Source organism: Umezawaea beigongshangensis, from assembly GCF_016464305.1.
In the GTDB taxonomy this organism is placed as follows: Bacteria; Actinomycetota; Actinomycetes; order Mycobacteriales; family Pseudonocardiaceae; genus Umezawaea_A; species Umezawaea_A beigongshangensis.
This window is the reverse complement of sequence record NZ_JAEIOJ010000006.1, coordinates 231,215-250,595: the sequence shown is the minus strand read 5'-3', so window position 1 is coordinate 250,595 and position 19,381 is coordinate 231,215. Positions and strand designations below refer to the sequence as shown.

The following is a 19,381-nucleotide window of genomic DNA, read 5'->3' as shown; positions in this document are numbered from 1 at the left end:
GGCGACCCCTGGTCCGGGGGTCGCCGCGGGCGTCCCGATCAGGTGGCGCCGTGGTGGTGCCCGCCGCCGAAGCGGTGCACGTGGAAGCGAGCGGCCTCGGCGGGCATGACGACGAAGGGGCGCATCATGCCCTCGTCCTCGTGGTCGAGGATGTGGCAGTGGTACATGAAGTTGCCCGTCGCGCCCTCGAAGTGGCCCGCGATGGTCAGCCACTCGCCCGCGCCGACCTGGTAGGTGTCCTTCCAGCCCTCCTCCTGCGGGTCCAGCGGCCTGCCGGGACCGGGCACGGGCAGCGGTGCGACGGTGCCGCCGGTGGCGACGTCGAAGCCCGCGACGGCGCCCGTCGCCTGGTCCAGCGGGTAGGCGGTGCGGGTGAGGGCCTGGAACTGGCTCATGTGCACGTGCATGGGGTGGGCGGGACCGCCGAGGTGCACGAAGTTCCACACCGCCCAGCGGCCGTGGTCGACGAAGATGCTCGTGGTGTCGTCGAACAGGCTGGCGACCCGCTCGAACGTGCGCACCCGGCCCGTGGCGGGGTCGGTGAGCTGGACGATCCCCGCCGCGGGCAGCGTGGTGGGGATCTGCTCCGGGTCGGTGATCTCCTGGAGCTCCCACATCTGCGGGTGCCCCTCCCCCGCCGAGCCGGGAGGGACCAGCGCGACGAAGACGTGGTCGTGCTCCTCGGGGACCGTGGTGCCGTGGTGCAGTCGCACGTAGGAGGTCGACAGCCGCTTCGGCAGCCGGAACCGGTCGTGCCGCTCGCGGTTCTCCACCCGGAACTGCATCACGTCGGGCTCGGGAGCCGCGCTCGGGTGCGTGTTGGTCAGCCGCACCCGCGTGCCGCGCAGCGTCGAGAAGTCGATCAGCAGGTCGGCCCGCTCGGCCGGGGCGACGGTCAGGCCGCCGGACGGCAGCGGCGCGGGCGCGGGCAGCAGGCCGCCGTCCGTGCCGATCTGGTGGACGGCGTGGTCCAGCGGGGCGCCGGTCTCGTCGTCGACCAGGCGCAGCCGGTAGAAGCGCGAGTTGGAGGCGTTGACCACGCGGAAGCGGTACCACCGCGCCTCGACGTTCAGGTGCGGCCAGATCACCCCGTTGACCAGCGTGAACGGTCCGGTGAACGGCAGGTGCAGCACCTCGCCGGTCGCCGTGGTGACGAAGGGGACCTTGTAGAGCAGCTGGCCGGTGAGGGCACCGGTCGCGTCGGTGTCGAGGTTGCGGTCGGTGATCATCAGCGGCACCTCGTGCGCACCCGAGGGAAGGTCGAGCGAGGCCTCCTCCTCGTCGCGGACGAGGTACGTCCCGGCCAGTCCCGCGTGAACGGTGAAGCGGGTGATCGCCATCGCGTGGTCGTGGTACCAGAGCGTCGTGGCCTGCTGCTGGTTCGGGTACTCCGCCAGCTGCGCGGCGTCCCGGAGCACCGCGTTGTGGGCCCAGCCGTCGTTGCCGCCGCCGGTGAGGGCCCCGTGCAGGTGGACCACGGTCCACGCCGGCAGGTCGGCCACCCCGTCGATCAGCGACACCCCGGCGGGCAGCGAGCCGTCCGGGTCGCGGAAGCCGGGGCTGTTCTGCGGCGCCGACGCGATCGGCGCCCGCACGGCGACCAGCGGGATCTTCCCCGCGATCTCGTTGGCCCAGGAGACCCGCAGCTGCCGCCCGCTGCGGACCTCGACGGTGGGTCCGGGAAAGTGCCCGTCGTAGGCCCACACCGTCGTGGCCGGCAGCTGCGAGTGCAGCCGCGTGGTCGTGCGCACCGCGGTCATCGTGAGCGCGTCCTGGTGCCACCACGAGTGGGGCCGGATCACCGGCGGCACCCGCAGCGGGTCGAGGAACTTGGTGAGTCCGAACGTGGGCCCCGCTAACGCGGGCGCGGACCTGCTGACGAGGTCTGTCATCGAGCTTCCCCCTGGCGGTCGGGGCGCGCCGCGGCCCGTCGGCGATGCGGTGCGCCGGATCTCCCGTGGCCGGGGCGCACGGCTCCCCACCGAGCGACCCCGACGTGGAGCAGGAGGGGTGAGGACGCCGCTGGATACGTGCGCGCCGGACCCGCTCGGAGGTGACCGGCGCGGCGCATCCGGAGGACCAGCTCGCCCGCGCCACCGGGCACGGGCGCCGCACCGGCGAGGACAGCGCCCGCGCCGACGATCAGGAGCGGGTCGCCCCGCGGCAGGGACGCCTCGCGGGTGCGGACGCGCGAGGGCGTCAGCCCCGGTGGTGGGCGCGGCCATCCGCACGGCGCAGGACCGCCGCGGGTTCGCCGGGAACCGGACCGCGCGGGACGACCAGACGGACGTCGCGAAATGTGACAACGGATGTCCGGTCCGTTAACCCGCTTGGCCCTTCACTTTCGTCGTAACCATGCATAAGTTGCAGGTGGTCGACGCGAAAAACGGCAGAACTCGCAGGACCGAAGACAGCCACGCCCAGGTCGTCCGTTCCACCGGAACGGACGGCGTCTTCGCCGCGGGACGACGCGCGCGCCCCTATCGTCGGGGGACGCCTGTTCTCACGCGGTCTCTTCCGGCCCCCGTTCCCGATCTGATCTCCCGAAGGCCCGTTCCGGGCCTGTTCTCGTCGACGTGGATGGAGAACGATGGACACGAACGCCCAGACCGGCTGGTTCGGCAGGATGGTCTCCCGGCGCTCCGTGCTGACCACCAGCGCCGCTGGACTCACCGTCCCCGCGGTCCTGGGGCTCGGTCCGGCGACGCCACGGCGCAGCGCCGTCGCGCAGACCGGCACGGTCGAGAAGGTCACCGTCTACGCCGAGGCGCTGCCGGGCAACCTCTACGGCTACGGCCTCGAACCGGGGAGGGCCACGATTCCCGGACCGGTCCTGGAGATGTACGAGGGGGACACCATGGAGGTGACCCTCGTCAACAACACCGACCGGCGGATGTCCATCCACCCGCACGGCGTGGACTACAGCGTCGACTCCGACGGCAGTCCGCTCAACGCGTCCTTCAACAACCCCGGCGAGACGCGCACCTACACGTGGCGGTCGCGGGAGATGTTCGCCGCGGCCGGACGGCGCTTCATGCCCGGCAGCGCCGGGTACTGGCACTACCACGACCACGCGATGGGAACCGACCACGGAACGCTGGGCATCGCCCGCGGCCTGTACGGCGCGCTGATCGTGCGGCGGCGGGGCGACATCCTGCCCGACGAGCAGTTCACCGTCGTGTTCAACGAGATGTCGATCAACAACCAGGTCGCGCCGCACACGCCGGTGTTCGAGGCGAACCTCGGGCAGCGGGTGGAGTGGATCGCGATCGGCCACGGCACCCAGTTCCACACCTTCCACCTGCACGCGCACCGCTGGGCGGACAACCGCACCGGAATGCTGGAGGGTCCGTCCGATCCCAGTCAGGTGATCGACAACAAGGACCTCAACCCCGGCAGCTCGTTCGGCTTCCAGGTGCTGGCGGGCGAGGGCGTCGGTCCCGGCGCGTGGATGTACCACTGCCACGTGCAGAACCACTCGGAGACCGGGATGTCCGGGATCTTCCTCGTCCGCAACGCCGACGGCTCGATGCCCGCGGGCGCGCAGGAGGCGATCGACCGCTTCCGCGGGCACGCCCACGGCGCGTCCGCCGACCAGACCGGCGCCGCACAGGCCCCGGCCGACTCCGCCGAGCACCACCAGCACTCGTCATCACGATGACCTCGTGGCCCGGCCACGACAAAGGAGTGAAGGATGAGGTCGACGTCTTCTCCACGCAGGCACCGCAGGAGGACGGGGACGAGAGCGCTGCTGGTGGTGACCGCCGCGGCGCTGGTGGTCGGCGGACAGCTGACCTCCGCGCCCACCGCACCGGCCGCGCCGCCGCCACCCGCGCCGGTGTCCGCCGCCGCCCCGGTGTCCGTCCTGGTGTTCCACGGGCCGGTCGCCGCGCAGCAGGACCCGGTCACCCGCGCCACCGACGCCTTCCGGGAGATCGGCGCGGCCAGCGGCATCACCGTCACCGCGTCGTCCGACCCGGCGGTGTTCACCGCGGAGAACCTCGCCCGGCACCGGGGAGTCGTGTTCCTGTCCGCCGAGGGCGTGACCCTCGGCCCCGACCAGGAGGCCGCTCTCCGGGGGTACGTGCAGGCCGGGGGCGGCTTCCTCGGCGTGGCCGACGCCGCGAAGGCGCAGGACGACTCCTCCTGGTTCACCGGCCTCGTCGGCACCCGTCCGAACACCAGCACCTCGAAGCTGGAGACGGCGGCCGAGGTGACCGCGAGCGGGGAGAACCCGCCGAACGAGACCAGGGACAAGCTGAGCGACGGGAACGCCGCCACGAAGTGGCTCGTCCGCACCCCGGCGGCGTGGGCGGCCTACCGGCTCCCCGCCGCCGCCGCGGTGAACCGCTACGCGCTCACCTCGGCGAACGACGCGCCCGGACGCAACCCGAAGGACTGGACGTTGCAGGGTTCGGCGGACGGCACGACGTGGACCGACCTGGACCGCCAGACCGGCCAGGCGTTCGCGGAACCCCTCCAGACCCGGACCTTCACCATCGCCGCGCCGCGGTCGTTCGCGCACTACCGGCTGAACATCACCGCCAACGCGGGCGAGCCGCTGACGCAGCTGGCCGACCTGCGGCTGTACTCCGGTGACCCGACGCCGCTGCCCACGCCCGGCGTGCACGAGTCGGTGGTGAACGTCGTGGACCGGCAGCACCCGGCCAACGAGGGCCTGCCGCTGAACATCACCCGCTCGGACCGCTGGTACAACTGGAGCCCGAACCCGGTCGGCACGGTGCACACGGTCGCCCAGGTCGAGGAACGGCACTACGACCCCGGCCCCGGCGCCAACGGCCCGTTCCACCCGGTCTCCTGGTGCCACGACTACCAGGGCGGCCGGTCCTTCTACACCGCCATGGGCCACACCGAGGGCAGCTACGGCGAGGACGCCTTCCGCAGCCACCTCACCGGCGCGCTGAAGTGGACGACCGGGGTGGTGCGCGGCGACTGCCAGGCCACCATCGCGGCGAACTACCGGGTCGAACGGCTGACCTCGGCCAACAAGACCGGTCAGCTCGACCAGATCGGCGAACCGCACGGCCTGACCGTCGCCGACGACGGCACGGTCTTCTACGTGGGCAAGGCGGCCTGCCCGAGCGGTCCGGTCGTCGCCTGGACCGACCCGGAGGTCGGCCTCGGCTGCGGCACGATCCACCAGTTCGACCCCGAGACGAAGCAGGTGAAGCTGCTGGCGACGCTGCCCGTGATGGGCAACCGGGGCAGTGGCTCCGAGCTGGTCAAGAACGAGGAGGGCCTGCTCGGCATCGTTCCCGACCCGGAGTTCGGCGAGAACGGCCACCTGTTCGTCTACTGGATGCCGCACGACACCGTCGACCGGGAGAAGCGGACTGGCAAGCGGACCGTCTCCCGGCTGACCTACGACCGGACCACGGAGACGATCGACCCGTCCACGCGGAAGGACCTGCTCCAGTGGGAGGTCCAGCAGCACAGCTGCTGCCACGCGGGCGGCGGCATGGCGTTCGACGCGAAGGGCAACCTCTACGTCGGCTCCGGTGACAGCAACTCCTCCCAGGGGTCGGACGGCTACTCCGGCAACAACTGGACCGCCGAGTGGGAGGGACTGTCCTTCCAGGACGCCCGCCGCACCTCCGGCAACACCAACGACCTCAACGGCAAGATCATCCGAATCCACCCGGAGCCGGACGGCACCTACACGATCCCCGAGGGCAACCTGTTCCCGCCCGGCACGGCGAAGACCCGCGCCGAGATCTACGTGATGGGCGTGCGCAACATCTCCCGTCTCCAGGTCGACCCGGTCACGCAGTGGCTGACCGCCGCGTGGGTCGGCCCGGACGCGAACTCGCCGAGCCCGACCCTCGGCCCGGCGAAGTACGAGACCGCGACGATCATCACCGAGGCGGGGAACCACGGCTGGCCCTACTGCATGGGCAACAAGCAGCCCTACCGCGACCGCAGCGACACCGACGCCACCGTGCTGACGGGCTGGTACGACTGCGACGCGCCGAAGAACACCTCGCCGCGCAACACCGGCCTGGTCGACCTGCCGCCGGTGAAGAACAACATGATCTGGTACTCGCCGGGCGGCGGCGGTCCCGTCTTCCCGGAGCGCCCGGACGGCAGCGGGATCCCGTCGTACGTGGCGGCCGAGGCCACCTACACCCAGCCCTACCTGACCGGTGGCGGCCAGGCCGTGATGACCGGCCCGACCTACCACCGCGAACTGGTGAACACCGCCAGCGGTGTCGCCTGGCCGGAGCACTGGGACGACAAGTGGTTCATCGGCGACCAGTCCAGCTCGACCAACCGCATCGCGGTGACCGTCGACCCGGCCGGTGTTCCGCAGGCCGCTCCCCCGGCCTTCGCCGAGTCGCTGCGCGCGATCGTGCCCGGCGGCAACGGCGACGACAAGCTCCAGAGCTGGATGGACGCGAAGTTCGGCGCGGACGGCGCGCTCTACCTGCTCGACTACGGCGGCGGGTTCTTCACGCTGCACCCCAACCAGAAGCTGATCCGGGTTGCCTACCGGGGCGGCGCACCGACCCCGGCGCCGGCCGCGACCTCCACCGCCGTGCAGAACAAGCCGCTGACCGTGGCCTTCACCGGGTCGAGGTCGGGTGGTGCGTCCCACCGCTGGGACTTCGGCGACGGGACGTCGTCGACCGAGGCCGACCCGCGGCACACCTACGCCAGGACCGGTGAGTACAGCGCGACGCTCACCGTGACCTACGCCGACGGTGAGACGCAGGTCGTGCCGCACGCGGTGACCGTCGGCTGCGCTGTTCCCGACGACCGGGACACCGTGTGGACGGGTGACGCGGACTCGGGCGTGGCGAACGAGGACGTCGGCGGTGGCTGCACGATCAACGACCTGATCGACGACGAGAGCCCGTGGTCCGACCACGGCGCGTTCGTCCGCCACGTCACCGCGGTCGCCGATCAGTTGCAGCGCGACGGCACGATCACCGGCCGCGAGCAGACCGCCCTGGTCCGCACGGCGGCGGGGACGGACGTCGGCGGTCCCGGCAACACCGGGTACGAACCGGTCTTCGACGGCACGGCCGAGTCGCTGCGCGGCTGGACGCAGGCCCCCGGCGGATCGTTCTCGATCCAGCCGGACGGCTCGCTGCGCTCCTCCGGCGGGCTGGGGATGCTGTGGTACTCGAAGAAGGAGTTCGGCGACTTCTCGGTGAAGCTCCAGTTCCGGGACTCGTCACCGGAGGGCACGAACGCCAACAGCGGCGTGTTCACCAGGTTCCCGGACCCGCGCACCCCGCTGGAGCAGCGTCCACCGGACAGCTGCGGGACCGTGGGCTCGGCGCGGACGTCACCGGCGTGGGTCGCGATCTTCTGCGGCCACGAGGTCCAGCTCTACGACGGCACGACGGGCGAACCGCAGAAGACCGGCTCGATCTACAACTTCGACCCGGTCGGGGCGCCCGGTTCGCCCGTGCCGCCGAAGGGCGAGTGGAACGACTACGAGGTCCGGGTGGTCGGCCAGCACTACACGATCGTCCGCGACGGCGTCGTGATCAACGAGTTCGACAACACGCCCGGCAAGCAGTCCTCCAGGGCGGGTGACCCGCCGACGGACCTGCGTCAGTTCGCCAGCGGCTTCCTGGGTCTGCAGAACCACGGAACCAGCGACGTGATGGATTTCCGCAACATCCGGGTGCGGTCGCTGTAACCGCCTCGGCCGGTCGGTGCGCGGCGACGCGCACCGACCGGCCACCGCGCTCCACGAAAGGTGCAGCATGTTCCGACGTCTGATCACCGGTGCCGCGGCGGCCCTCCTGCTGGCGTCGCTGACCGCCGTCGTCCCGCTCCCGGCACCGCCGACCGCCTCCGCGGGGGTGCTGGCCCAGGTGCTGACCTGGACCGCGGACAACGACATCACCCGCTACAAGTCCGCGCCCACCACGGCCACCGCGGGCGAGACGACGATCGTCTGGGAGAACAGCGAGGCCACCGGCAACACGACGGGGATGCCGCACACCCTCACGTTCGACACGTCGACGCCGGGTTACAACCACGACGTGGACCTGGACGTCCTGGCCAACCCGTTCGACGTGCAGAACGGGCGGCACGAGGCCGTGGTCGCGCTGACACCCGGCAAGTACCGCTACTTCTGCGCGATCCCCGGCCACGGCACGATGTCCGGCGAGTTCACGGTGACGAGCGGCGGCGGTGGTGAGGACACCACCGCGCCGACGGTCGCGGCCGCGGTCTCCGGGCCCCAGGACGCGAACGGCGACCACCTCGGCAGCGCCACGGTGACCGTGACCGCCTCGGACTCCGGATCGGGCGTGGCGAGCGTCGAGCACGGGATCGACGGCGGCGAGTTCCAGCCGTACACCGGTCCTTTCCAGGTGACGGCGCTCGGCGAGCACACGGTGCGGTACCGGGCGACCGACGCGGCGGGGAACGCGTCCGAGGTCGGTTCGGTGTCGTTCACGGTGGTGGAGGCGCCGGGCGACACGACCCCGCCGACCGTCACCGCGGCGGTCTCCGGCACGCAGGACGCCAGCGGCGCCTACGTCGGGAGGGCCACCGTCACGATCACCGCCACCGACACGGGCTCCGGCGTCAAGACCGTCGAACACCAGCTCGACGGCGGCCCCTGGACCTCCTACACCGCGCCGTTCGACGTCACCACCACCGGATCGCACATGATCCACCACCGCGCGACCGACAACGCGGGCAACGTCTCCGCCGAGGGCATGACCCACTTCTCCGTCGTCGCGGCACAACCCGCCGACACCACCCCGCCCACGGTCACCGCCGCGGTCTCCGGAACGCAGGACGCCACCGGCGCCTACGTCGGGAGGGCCACCGTCACGATCACCGCCACCGACACGGGCTCCGGCGTCAAGACCGTCGAACACCAGCTCGACGGCGGCCCCTGGACCTCCTACACCGCGCCGTTCGACGTCACCACCACCGGATCGCACGCGATCCACCACCGCGCGACCGACAACGCGGGCAACGTCTCCGCCGAGGGCACGACCCGCTTCTCCGTCGTCGCGGCACAACCCGCCGACACCACCCCGCCCACGACGTCCGCGACCGTGTCGGGCAGCAGGAACCCGAACGGCGACTACCTGGACAGCGCCACGGTGACGATCACCGCGACGGACACCGGGTCCGGCGTGACGCTCGTCGAGCACGCCCTGGACGGCGGCGCGTGGACCACGCACTCGGCGGCGCTCGTGGTGGGTGCGGCCGGTCCGCACACCGTCCGGTACCGGGCCACCGACGACGCCGGGAACACCGCGGCGGAGAAGTCCGTGTCGTTCGCGGTGGTCGACGCGGGCGAGGACGCCTGTCCCGACTCCGACACCCGCGACACGGTGATCATCGGCACCGACGACACCGGGATCGCCAACGCGCACACCGGAAACGGCTGCACCATCAGCGATCTGCTGAACCAGCACGGCGAGTACCCCGACCACGGGGCGTTCGTCCGGCACGTCGAACTCGTCACCGACGACCTGGTGGCCAGCGAGGTGCTGACCCGCCGGGAGCAGGGCGTCGTCGTTCGCGCGGCGTCGCGGTCCGACATCGGCAAGTAGTGCCACGTCCTTTCGTCACAGCAGCAGGGAGAACTCAGATGGCTCGACGGACCGCTTCCGCGCTCGCGATCCTGGGCGCCGTCGTCACCGCGTCCGTGCTGTGCGCGCCGGGCGCGCACGCCGACCTGGTGATGCACTGCGTGGGCAACGGCGGGGCCGTCACGGTCCCCAGCGACCTGCTCGTGCCAGCGGGCGAGTCGTGCTCGTTGCAGGGCACGACCGTCACGGGCAACGTGCGGGTGGCCGACGGCGGCAACCTCGTGGTCAGGAACGGCAGGGTCGGCGGGGAGATCAGAGTCGCCTCCGACGGGTACCTCGACGCGACCGACACGCGGGTCGACGGCGGCGTCACGCTGGCGGCGGGCGGGTTCGGCGTCTTCCTGAAGAACACCGACACCGGCGGCGTGGTCGTCGAGCCGAGGGGCTCGGCCGCGGTCGAGGGCTTCCTGTTCGCCGAGCAGGGCACGAGGATCGACGGGAACGTCACCGCCGGTGTCGGCGAGATCAGCGTGTCCGACAGCGAGGTCACCGGCAACGTCAGCACCAGCGGCGCCCACTTCACCGATCTGCACGACACCTTCGTGGACGGAACGCTGTCGGTGCTGAACAACACGAACGGCAGCGTCGTGTGCGGCAGCGCGGTGCAGGGCAGGACGACGTTCGCCGGCAACCTCGGCGGCGTCCAGCTCGGCCCGAACGGCGGCCTCGACAGCTGCGCCTCCGGCGGCTACTTCGCCAGGGACGTGAGCATCTCGAACACCACCGGCCGCACGACGCTGGACGACACCATCGTCAACGGCAAGCTGGAGCTGACCGCGAACGCCCCGGTGGCCGAGATCGCCGCCAGCAGCAGGGTCCGCGGCGGGATCGTCGGCGACCACTCGGTGGCGGACGCGGCCGGGGCGGCCGCCGCCGAGAGCGTCCGGGGCACGGCGGTGCAGCGGGCCGAGGAGCGGCTCGCCCGAGCCGACGCCTCCGCCGCGATGCGGGGCCGGGCACGGCTGTAGCCGGTCGAGAGCCTCCGTCCGGGGTCCGCGGACCCCGGACGGAGGCTCTCGCCGTCGTGCGGGGCCGCAGCACGGCCGAGCAGATCCGCGCTCACCCTTGACACCGCCCGTGATCCAGAGTGCAATATATTGCATGCCAGTACCTCAGAGCCGGGGCCTCGTGTCCCGGTCGCTCCTGCGGGAGGACGCCCACCGGGCGATCCGGGACGCGATCGTCGACGGCACGCTCGCCCCCGGTGAGCGCCTCAACGAGAGCGACCTGGTGGCGTGGCTGGGTGTCAGCCGCACACCCGTCCGCGAGGCGTTGATGCGCCTGGAGCAGACCGGCCTGGTGCGGACGAAACCCGGCCGCTACACCATGGTCAGCCCCCTGGACGTCCGCGCCGTCCGGGACGCGCAGTCGGTGACGGCCGCCGTGCACGAGCTGGCCGTGCGGGAGGCGGTGCCCGTCCTGTCCACCGCCGACCTCGACGCCATGCGGGAGGCCAACGCGCGCTTCGCCGACGCGCTGCGCCGCGACGACGTCGACGCGGCGATCACCGCCGACGACGACTTCCACGGCGTCGCGGTCACCGCCTGCGCCAACCACGCCGTCCGCACGGTCCTCGACCAGTTCACCCCGGTGCTGCGCCGGTTGGAGCGGCTGCGCTTCTCCTCGCTGAGCGGTCGCGGTTCGGTCGCGCAGCACGACCGGATCATCGCGCTGTGCGAGGCCGGGGACGTCGCGGGAGCGGTGGCCGCCACCCGCGCCAACTGGCAGACGCTGGTGCACCTGATCGACGCGTTGCCCGACGACCAGCCGCACGACTGATCTCAGGAGCCGCAGATGTCCCTCGACGACTTCGACCGCTACCCCCTGCTGTTCGGCCCCAGCCCCGTTCACCCGCTGGACCGGCTCAGCGACCACCTCGGCGGCGCCCGGATCTGGGCCAAGCGCGAGGACTGCAACAGCGGCCTGGCCTTCGGCGGCAACAAGACCCGGAAGCTGGAGTACCTGGTCCCCGACGCCCTCGCCGCGGGCGCGGACACCCTGGTCACCATCGGCGGGGTGCAGTCCAACCACACCCGGCAGGTCGCCGCGGTCGCCGCCAGGACCGGCCTGAAGGCGGTCCTGGTCCAGGAGAGCTGGGTGGACTGGCCGGACGCGGTCAACGACAAGGTCGGCAACATCCTGCTCTCCCGGATCATGGGCGCCGACGTGCGCCTGGTGCGGGCCGGGTTCGGCATCGGCGTCAAGGACAGCTGGCGCCAGGCCCTGGAGGAGGTCCGCGCCGCCGGAGGCACGCCGTACGCGATCCCCGCCGGAGCGTCCGACCACCGCCTCGGCGGTCTCGGCTTCGCGAACTGGGCCCGCGAGGTGCAGCAGCAGGAGCGCGAGCTGGGCGTCTTCTTCGACACGATCGTGGTGTGCAGCGTCACCGGCAGCACGCAGGCCGGCATGATCGCCGGGTTCGCGGGTCAGGACCGGCCGCGCCGCGTGCTGGGGATCGACGCCTCGGCGAAGCTCGCCGAGACCCGCGCCGGGGTCGAGAAGATCGCTCGTGGCACCGCCGAGCTGATCGGCCTCGGCCGAGACCTGCGCGACGACGAGATCACCGTGCTGGAGGGCTGGGCCGGTGACGTCTACGGCGTTCCCGTGCGGTCCACGGTGGACGCGATCCGGCTCAGCGGGAGCCTGGAGGGGATGATCGTCGACCCCGTCTACGAGGGCAAGTCCATGGCCGGGCTCGTCGACCTCGTGCGGAACGGGGACGTTCCGAAGGACTCCACCGTCCTGTACGCCCACCTCGGCGGCCAGCCCGCGCTCAACGCCTACAGCGGCGTCTTCTGACGTCTCGCGCCGCTCCCCTCCGACCACGTGATCGCGTCGCGCGGACAGAACTTCCGGGCGTGCTGTCGATTCGGGGCGGCTCCGTTCGCCGTACTGGGTGAGGGCGCCACCACCGGCGCCCGCGGGCGGTTCGAAGCGGAGGAACTACGTGCGCACACTGATGGTGACCGCGTTCACGTCCCTGGACGGGGTCGTGCAGGGACCGGGCGGCAGCGACGAGGATCGCGAGGGCGGGTTCGAGCACGGGGGCTGGGTCGTGCCGCACGTCGACGAGGTGATGATGCGGCGGATGGCGGACACGGTCGACCGGGCCGACGCGCTCCTGCTGGGACGCAGGACCTACGACGTCTTCGCCGCGAGCTGGCCGCTGACCGGGGCCGAGGACCTCATGGGGTCGAAGCTGAACAGCATGCCCAAGCACGTCGCCTCGCGGACGCTCGACACCGTGTCGTGGCAGAACTCGACCCTGCTCACCGGTGACGTCGCCGAGGCGGTCGCGGAGCTGAAGCGGAGCGGTGACGGCGAGATCCAGGTCCACGGCAGCGGCGAGCTGGTCCAGACCCTGCTGGCGCACGACCTCGTCGACGAGTTCCAACTGCTGGTCTTCCCGGTGGTCCTCGGGTCCGGCAAGAGGCTGTTCGGCCGGGGCTCCGCGCCGACCGGTCTCGCGCTGCGCGAGAGCACCACGTCGAGCACCGGTGTCGTGATCAGCACCTACGTCCGCGTCGGGAAGGTCGAGTACGGTGCGATGGGCCCGGAGACCGGGAACTGGTGAGCGGACGCGAGGGGAACCGGCCATGCCGCAGTACGCGGTCCTGATCTACGAGAAGGAAACTCCCGGCGGTGTCGCGGACATCCCGCCCGAGGTGATGGAGGCCAACGTCGCCGCCGGGGCGAAGATCGCCGAGATGGGCGTGCGGGTCGTCCACGAGCAGGCGCTGCAACCCAGCGCGGCCGCGCGGACGATCCACCGGGACGGTCTGGTCACCGACGGCCCGTTCCTGGAGAGCCGGGAGGTGATCGCCGGTTTCTTCGTGGTGGAGGCCGCCGATCTCGACCAGGCCGTCGCCGTCGGCAAGCTGCTCCCGATCGTGGACGGCGCCGTCGAGGTGCGGCCGCTGCTCGCGGTGTGACCGCGGTCGGCCGCGCGGTCGCCGACGCGCACCGTCGCGAGTGGGCCGCCGTGCTCGCCGCGACGGTGCGCGTCACGCGCGACCTCGACCTGGCCGAGGAGTGCGTCCAGGACGCCTACGCCGCCGCGCTCGCCGACTGGGCGCGCGGCGGCGTGCCGGCCAGGCCGGGCGCGTGGCTCACCACCGCGGCCCGGCACAACGCGCTGGACGCCCTGCGCAGGGCCAGGACGCTGCGCTCGAAGCTGCCGCTGCTGGTGGAACCGGAGGCCGCGCCCGACCCGGACGTCCCGGTGGACCCGGTGGTGCACGACGACCGGCTGCGCCTGGTCTTCCTGTGCTGCCACCCCGCGCTGGCTCCCGAGGCGCGGGTCGCGCTCACGCTGCGGCTGGTGTGCGGGGTGGCGACCCCGGACGTGGCGAAGGCGTTCCTGGTCCCCGAGACGACGATGGCGGCGCGGATCACCAGGGCGAAGAAGAAGATCGCGGGCGCGGGCGTCCCGTTCCGGATGCCCGCGCCCGCCGAGCTGCTGGACCGGCTGGACGCGGTCCTCACCACGATCCACCTGCTCTTCACCACCGGGCACACCGCGCCGACCGGGCCCGAGCTGACGCGCAACGACCTCGCCGAACGCGCGCTCGACCTGGCACGGGTGCTGCACGAGCTGCTGCCGGGCGAGCGCGAGGTCCGGGGGCTGCTCGCCCTGCTGCTGGCCAACCACGCCCGACGCGCCACCCGCACGACCGCGGACGGGCGCCTGCTGCTGCTGGAGGAGCAGGACCGCTCGGCCTGGGACCGGGAGGCCGTCGCCGAGGCGCACGACCTCGTCCTGAGCGCGCTGGGCGGCGGTTCTCCCGGCAGGTTCGCCCTCCAGGCCGCCATCGCCGCGCTGCACGCGTCCGCGCCGACCTACGCCGACACCGACTGGGCGCAGATCCTGCTGCTCTACGACGAGCTGCGCAGGGTGTGGCCGTCACCGGTGGTCGCGCTCAACCGGGCCGTGGCGGTCGCGGTGGTCCACGGTCCGGCCACCGCGCTGGCCGAGGTGCGGGACCTCGAACGGGTGGGCGGGCTCGCCGGTCACCACTACCTGCCGGCGATCGAGGCCGACCTGCTGCGCAGGCTGGGGCGCGCCACCGAGGCCGCGGCGGCCTACGAGCGCGCGATCGCGCTGACCGGCAACGACGCCGAGCGCGCCTTCCTGACCGGCCGGCTCGCCGAGACGACCTGACCGCTCGCAGCAGACGATCGTCCGCCTGTCGCGAGCGGCGGGGGCCGGCCCGACCGCGGTCACCCCCCGATCACCGCGGTCGGGCCGCGCACGCGGCCCCGCGACCGTCCGTCAGCGCGGCTGCGTCATCGCCGACCGGTCGAACGGGACGATCTCGCCGGCCCGGACCTCCTCCGTCCACACCGGATCGGCGAGCGGTGCCCGGCCGACGGCCGCGAGGTCGAACTCGTTCCGTTCCGGGCGCCGCAGCAGGTCGCCGCAGCAGGCCGCCGCAGTCCGTGGCGGACGGCGACTCCTCGCCGGTGCGCGTCGGAGTGCTGGTGAGGTCCGCGCCCAGGCCGACCGAGCCCACCGCGATCACCGGACGCCGGCGATCCTCTCGGTCCGGTCCGCGAGGTTCGGGGAGGGGTGGAACACGCAGACGCCCGCCTCCGTCAGCGCTGCGAGGAGCCGCTCACCCGCACCGGTCCGCGAGTCGGCCGTTCAGGCACCACGGGCCGACCGTCCACGACCGACTGCGCGTGCCCGTCCCGCCGACGCGGCTGCGGACGTCACGCGTCGGCGGGAGGTGCGGCGGCGAGGCACACGACGCACGGCATTCCCCTGCCCACACCCACGATCTCCGCCTGCCCCGGTGCGAAGGACTGGCCGCAGAAGGCCTGCAGCCGGTCCGGTGGCACGGTTCCGGCCGGCGCGGGTACGAGGTGGACGACGCGGTCGCGCTCGCCGATGCGACGGCCGTTCAGCACGACGCCGGGCAGGAACCGGACGGCGATCGTGGCGGACGGTCGTCCCCGTGGCGTCGCGGTGCCGAACCGGATCGGCGACACCATGTCGTGGTGCGAAAATCCTCGCGCTTCCATGGCCGGATTCTGGAACCGATGCTCGACCCCGTGGGTACCGGTTCGGCTCGCACCACATACTTCACCCGATCGGTGTCCTCCAACGGGGAACGGCCCCGCTCCCACCACGTGCACGGCACGCCGCACCTCTCCCCGGCCGCGATCACGACCCCGGCGGCTCCGCGGGAACGGCCTTCTCGAACCAGTGGTGGGCGTGCGGGTTGTCGTTGAACGGGGGCACCTCGCGGTACCCGGCCGCCCGGTACATCCCGATCGCCTCGACGAGGACCCGGTTGGTGTCCAGCCGCACCACGCGGGCCCCGTGCTCGGCGGCACGCCCCTCCAGCTCGCCCAGCAACCGCTTGCCCAGCCCGAGCCCGCGCGCGCTCGCCGACACCCACAGCCGTTTGACCTCGGCCGAACCGTCGTCGTGGAACCTGAGCGCGCCGCACCCGACGGGTTCGGACCGCAGGGTCGCCACCAGGAACAGCCCGGCGGGCGACCTCATCTCCTCGTCGTGGACGGGGAGACCGGCGGCGGGGTCGAACCCGCCGTCGAACCGCTCGGCCAGCTCGCCGTAGTAGCCCGCCAGGCACGCCCGCGCGTCCGCGTGCGCCGGATCGCACACCGACACCCGCACGGCCGAGGCGAGCAGGAGCTGCTCGACCTCGGTCATCGCGGCGACGAGCCGGTCGCGCTGCCGCGGGTCGAGCGGACGGAGCAGGTCCGCCGCCACGTCGTCGGAGCGGTGGTCGAGCACGGCCCGCTCGGCCGTTCCGCGCTCGGTGAGACGGACGGTGCGCACCCGCTTGTCGGTCTCGCTGCGCCGGAGGACGACGAGCCCGTCCTCCTCCAGGGACCGCAGCAGGCGGCTGAGGTAGCCGGAGTCCAGGTCGAGCCGCGACCGCAGGGACCGCACGTCGCTCCCGTCGGGGCCGATCTCCCACAGCACCCGCGCCGCGCCGAGCGGACGCTCGCTCGCCAGGTACGACTCGTGCAGCGCGCCGATCCGCTGCGCGACGACGCGGGAGAACCTCCGCACCCGCCGCACCGCCTCACCGTCCACGTCCATCCTCTGACTCTAGTCAGAGGACGGACGCCCAGGCACGTCGTCACGCAGCGCAGCCAGCGTCCACCTTCCGGTCCTCATCCTCTCGGGGGCGCGGGAACCAGTGCGACGCTCCCGCGAGGCGTCGGCGAAACCGCACTCACCCGTGCCCCGCCGCTGCGTGACGTTATCGTCTGAGGAACGCTCGTGTGCTCGGCGTCCGCTCGTGCGACACCCGTCACGCGCTCGTGCCGTTCACGCGGTGTGCACGGTCAGGATGCGGACGGGGTTGGCGAGGATGGACGAGGTCCGGGTTTCGGAGATGCGGCAACGCGTCCTGGAGGCGATCACGGACGGCACGCTCCGGGAGCTCGACCTGGAGAAGCTCTTCGAGGTGCTGCTGTGGCGGGTGCGCGACCTGTTCTCGGTCGCCACCGTCACCGTCCTGCTGACCGACCCCAGCGGAGAGCAGCTGGTGGCGAAGGCGGCCTCCGGTCTGGAGGAGGAGGTCTTCCAGGGCGTCCGGGTACCGGTGGGGACGGGCTTCGCCGGGCGCGTGGCCCGGCACCGGGCGCCGGTGCGGATCGAGCACGTGGACGAGTCCACGGTGGTCAACCCGCTGCTGTGGGAGCGGAACCTGCGGGTCCTGCTGGGCGTGCCGATGGTGGTCCAGGGCGACCTGACCGGGGTCCTGCACGTCGGCAGCACCGAGGCCCGCGAGTTCACCGACGAGGAGATCGACCTGCTCCAGCTCGTCGCGGACCGGCTCGCGATGGCGGCGCACGTGCACCGGTCGCGCTCCGAGCGGGCTGCCGCCGCCATGCTCCAGGACAGCCTCCTGCCGGGACGCCTGCCCACGCCGGACGGCTGGGAGCTGGCCGCCCGCTACGTCCCCGGCACGAACAGCGGGGTCGGCGGCGACTGGTACGACGTGTTCCAGCTCCCCGGTCACCGCATCGGCCTGGTGATCGGCGACGTCGTCGGCAGCGGGCTGCCCGCCGCGATCGTCATGGGACGCCTGCGCAGCGCGCTGCGCGCCTACGCCCTGGAGTTCGACGACCCGGCGGAGGTGCTCGGCAAGCTCGACCGCAAGGCCAGCCACTTCGAGGACCACACCATGGCCACGATCGCCTACGCGGTCGTCGACACGACGACCAACTGCACGGACCTCGCCCTGGCCGGCCACCTGCCTCCCGTCCTGGCCGTGCCCGGCCGGGAGGCCGAGTTCGTCGCCGCCCCGGTCGGCCCGCCCGTCGGCTACGACCTGGCGGTCACCGGACGCACGGGCGTGCGCCTCGACATGCCTCCCGGCGCGCTGATCGCCCTCTACACCGACGGCCTGGTGGAGCGCCGCGGCCTGGACCTCGACGGCCAGCTGGAGCTGCTCCGGCAGACCGTGACCCCCGTGCGGCCGGAGTCGGCCTGCGCCTCGATCATGGCCGCCCTGGTGGGCGACCAGCCGGCCACCGACGACATCGCCCTACTGACCGTCCGGCACACCTCCGATCTCGTCCAGCGCTGAACCGCGCGGGCGGGACCGGACCGCCGAGGGCTACCCTGAGCCTTGACGCTGACGTCAGAGGTGGGGGTTCGGCCCCGCCGGACGAGGAGGTGCTGTGCGCATCGGTGAGGTCGCCGCGGCGGCGGGTGTGAGCCCGCGCTCGCTGCGCTACTACGAGGAGCGGGGACTGCTGACGTCGGTCCGGAGTTCGAGCGGGCAGCGGCACTACGCCCAGGACGCCGTGGAGCGCGTCCGGTGGATCCAGGCGCTCTACGCCGCCGGACTCAGCAGCAGGGCCGTCGCCGAACTGCTTCCCTGCGTGCACACCGGTGTCGCCACCGACGCGATGCTCGCCGGGCTCTCGGCCGAACGGACCCGCATCGACACGCAGATCCGCGACCTCACCAGCACCCGCGACCGCCTGGACGCCGTCATCGCCGCGGCGAACGACCACAGCCGGGAGTGCGCCGCGGACCGGTCAGCCAGCAGCACAGCCTGACGGACGCGCACCGTCCACCGTGGACAGACACAGTGGACGGACGTCGGCCGTCCAGCGACAGCTCGTCCAGCGGCGGGGACCGCAGGAAGTCCTCGGCGATCACCAGCTCCCGGCCGTGACCACGCCGGCCGCACGGCCGCGACCCGCCGCCCACCGGCGGGCGTTCCCCGAGCGGACCGGCCGGGCGCGGACCGCCGGCCGCCCCTCCGCGCCGCCGGGCGCGCACGGTCCCGGCGTTCTCAGGGGTGCACGCCCTCCAGCGCGAGGCGGAGCAGGCGACCGGCGGTGGCCGGATCGCCCTCGGTGGCCAGCGAGATGGCGTTGGTCAGGACGATCAGGTCCGCGGCGGAGACCCCCGGCCGGGCGACGCCCGCCTCGACCGCGCGGGCCACCAGGTCGTCGGCCGCGTCCAGCAGCATCCCGTGGCAGGTGTCCTCCGGCGGCAGCTCACCGGCTCCGGACATGAGCGAGGTGGCGAGACCGCGGTTGTTCGTGGTGTAGAGCGTCAGCTCCTCCAGCCACGTGGCGAGTCCGGTTCCCGGATCGTCGCGACCCAGCTCGCGCGCTCGGCCGCAGAGCCGTTCGACACCCTCGTGGAAGACCTCCTCCAGCAGCGCGCGCCGGGACGGGAAGTGCCGGTGCAGGGTCGCGGAGCCGACGCCGGCGCGGCGGGCGATCTCCTCCAGGGACACCCCGGCCCCGTCGCAGGCGATGAGGTCGGTCGCCACCGCGAG

Annotated in this window: 15 protein-coding genes; 11 read left to right on the top strand and 4 right to left on the bottom strand. The window is 72.6% G+C overall.

The window, feature by feature from the left end; translation table 11 throughout:
• Nucleotides 1-38: 38 nt before the first annotated feature.
• The gene (locus tag IMZ35_RS17230; RefSeq protein ID WP_199442118.1) at nt 39-1,892 is read right to left on the bottom strand and encodes a multicopper oxidase family protein; all 1,854 of its coding nucleotides are present in this window, start codon (nt 1,890-1,892) and stop codon (nt 39-41) included.
• Between the two features lie 698 nt (nt 1,893-2,590).
• Between IMZ35_RS17230 and IMZ35_RS17225 the strand changes: the two genes are divergently transcribed.
• From IMZ35_RS17225 to IMZ35_RS17185, 9 genes are all read left to right on the top strand, one after another.
• Nucleotides 2,591-3,661 carry a multicopper oxidase domain-containing protein gene (locus IMZ35_RS17225; RefSeq protein ID WP_199442117.1) on the top strand — a complete coding sequence of 357 codons (1,071 nt, stop codon included), beginning with the start codon at nt 2,591-2,593 and terminating at the stop codon, nt 3,659-3,661.
• A 33-nt stretch (nt 3,662-3,694) separates the two neighbouring features.
• Nucleotides 3,695-7,672, top strand: coding sequence for a ThuA domain-containing protein (locus IMZ35_RS17220; RefSeq protein ID WP_199442116.1), 3,978 nt, complete (start codon nt 3,695-3,697; stop codon nt 7,670-7,672).
• A 67-nt stretch (nt 7,673-7,739) separates the two neighbouring features.
• Nucleotides 7,740-9,557 (top strand): OmpL47-type beta-barrel domain-containing protein, encoded by a 1,818-nt coding sequence (locus IMZ35_RS17215; RefSeq protein ID WP_199442115.1) that lies wholly within the window; start codon nt 7,740-7,742, stop codon nt 9,555-9,557.
• Nucleotides 9,558-9,595: 38 nt separating this feature from the next.
• Nucleotides 9,596-10,564, top strand: a complete 969-nt coding sequence (locus IMZ35_RS17210) for a hypothetical protein (protein ID WP_199442114.1) — start codon at nt 9,596-9,598, stop codon at nt 10,562-10,564.
• 133 nt (nt 10,565-10,697) lie between these two features.
• On the top strand, nt 10,698-11,375 hold the full coding sequence (locus IMZ35_RS17205; RefSeq protein ID WP_199442113.1) for a GntR family transcriptional regulator: 678 nt from the start codon (nt 10,698-10,700) through the stop codon (nt 11,373-11,375).
• Nucleotides 11,376-11,390: 15 nt separating this feature from the next.
• On the top strand, nt 11,391-12,395 hold the full coding sequence (locus IMZ35_RS17200; RefSeq protein WP_199442112.1) for a 1-aminocyclopropane-1-carboxylate deaminase: 1,005 nt from the start codon (nt 11,391-11,393) through the stop codon (nt 12,393-12,395).
• Nucleotides 12,396-12,543: 148 nt separating this feature from the next.
• Nucleotides 12,544-13,170 carry a dihydrofolate reductase family protein gene (locus tag IMZ35_RS17195; RefSeq protein ID WP_199442111.1) on the top strand — a complete coding sequence of 209 codons (627 nt, stop codon included), beginning with the start codon at nt 12,544-12,546 and terminating at the stop codon, nt 13,168-13,170.
• A 22-nt stretch (nt 13,171-13,192) separates the two neighbouring features.
• Entirely contained in the window at nt 13,193-13,528 is a 336-nt protein-coding gene (locus IMZ35_RS17190) for a YciI family protein (RefSeq protein ID WP_199442110.1), read from the top strand.
• A complete protein-coding gene (locus IMZ35_RS17185; RefSeq protein ID WP_199442109.1) occupies nt 13,525-14,757 on the top strand; it encodes an RNA polymerase sigma factor in 1,233 nt (410 codons plus the stop codon). Before IMZ35_RS17190 ends, IMZ35_RS17185 begins: the two co-directional genes overlap by 4 nt.
• 551 nt (nt 14,758-15,308) lie before the next feature.
• Here IMZ35_RS17185 and IMZ35_RS30720 read toward each other — a convergent pair.
• Nucleotides 15,309-15,620 (bottom strand): hypothetical protein, encoded by a 312-nt coding sequence (locus IMZ35_RS30720; protein ID WP_229372290.1) that lies wholly within the window; start codon nt 15,618-15,620, stop codon nt 15,309-15,311.
• Between the two features lie 142 nt (nt 15,621-15,762).
• A complete protein-coding gene (locus tag IMZ35_RS17175) occupies nt 15,763-16,671 on the bottom strand; it encodes a bifunctional helix-turn-helix transcriptional regulator/GNAT family N-acetyltransferase (RefSeq protein WP_229372288.1) in 909 nt (302 codons plus the stop codon).
• Nucleotides 16,672-16,969: 298 nt separating this feature from the next.
• On the opposite strand from IMZ35_RS17175, the gene IMZ35_RS17170 reads away from it, so the two are divergent.
• Nucleotides 16,970-18,169 (top strand): PP2C family protein-serine/threonine phosphatase, encoded by a 1,200-nt coding sequence (locus IMZ35_RS17170; protein ID WP_229372286.1) that lies wholly within the window; start codon nt 16,970-16,972, stop codon nt 18,167-18,169.
• Nucleotides 18,170-18,263: 94 nt separating this feature from the next.
• Nucleotides 18,264-18,647 (top strand): MerR family transcriptional regulator, encoded by a 384-nt coding sequence (locus IMZ35_RS17165; RefSeq protein WP_199442107.1) that lies wholly within the window; start codon nt 18,264-18,266, stop codon nt 18,645-18,647.
• Nucleotides 18,648-18,886: 239 nt separating this feature from the next.
• Here the strand turns inward: IMZ35_RS17165 and IMZ35_RS17160 are convergent, their stop codons facing one another.
• Nucleotides 18,887-19,375, bottom strand: coding sequence for a TetR/AcrR family transcriptional regulator (locus tag IMZ35_RS17160; protein WP_307868263.1), 489 nt, complete (start codon nt 19,373-19,375; stop codon nt 18,887-18,889).
• Nucleotides 19,376-19,381: the final 6 nt, after the last annotated feature.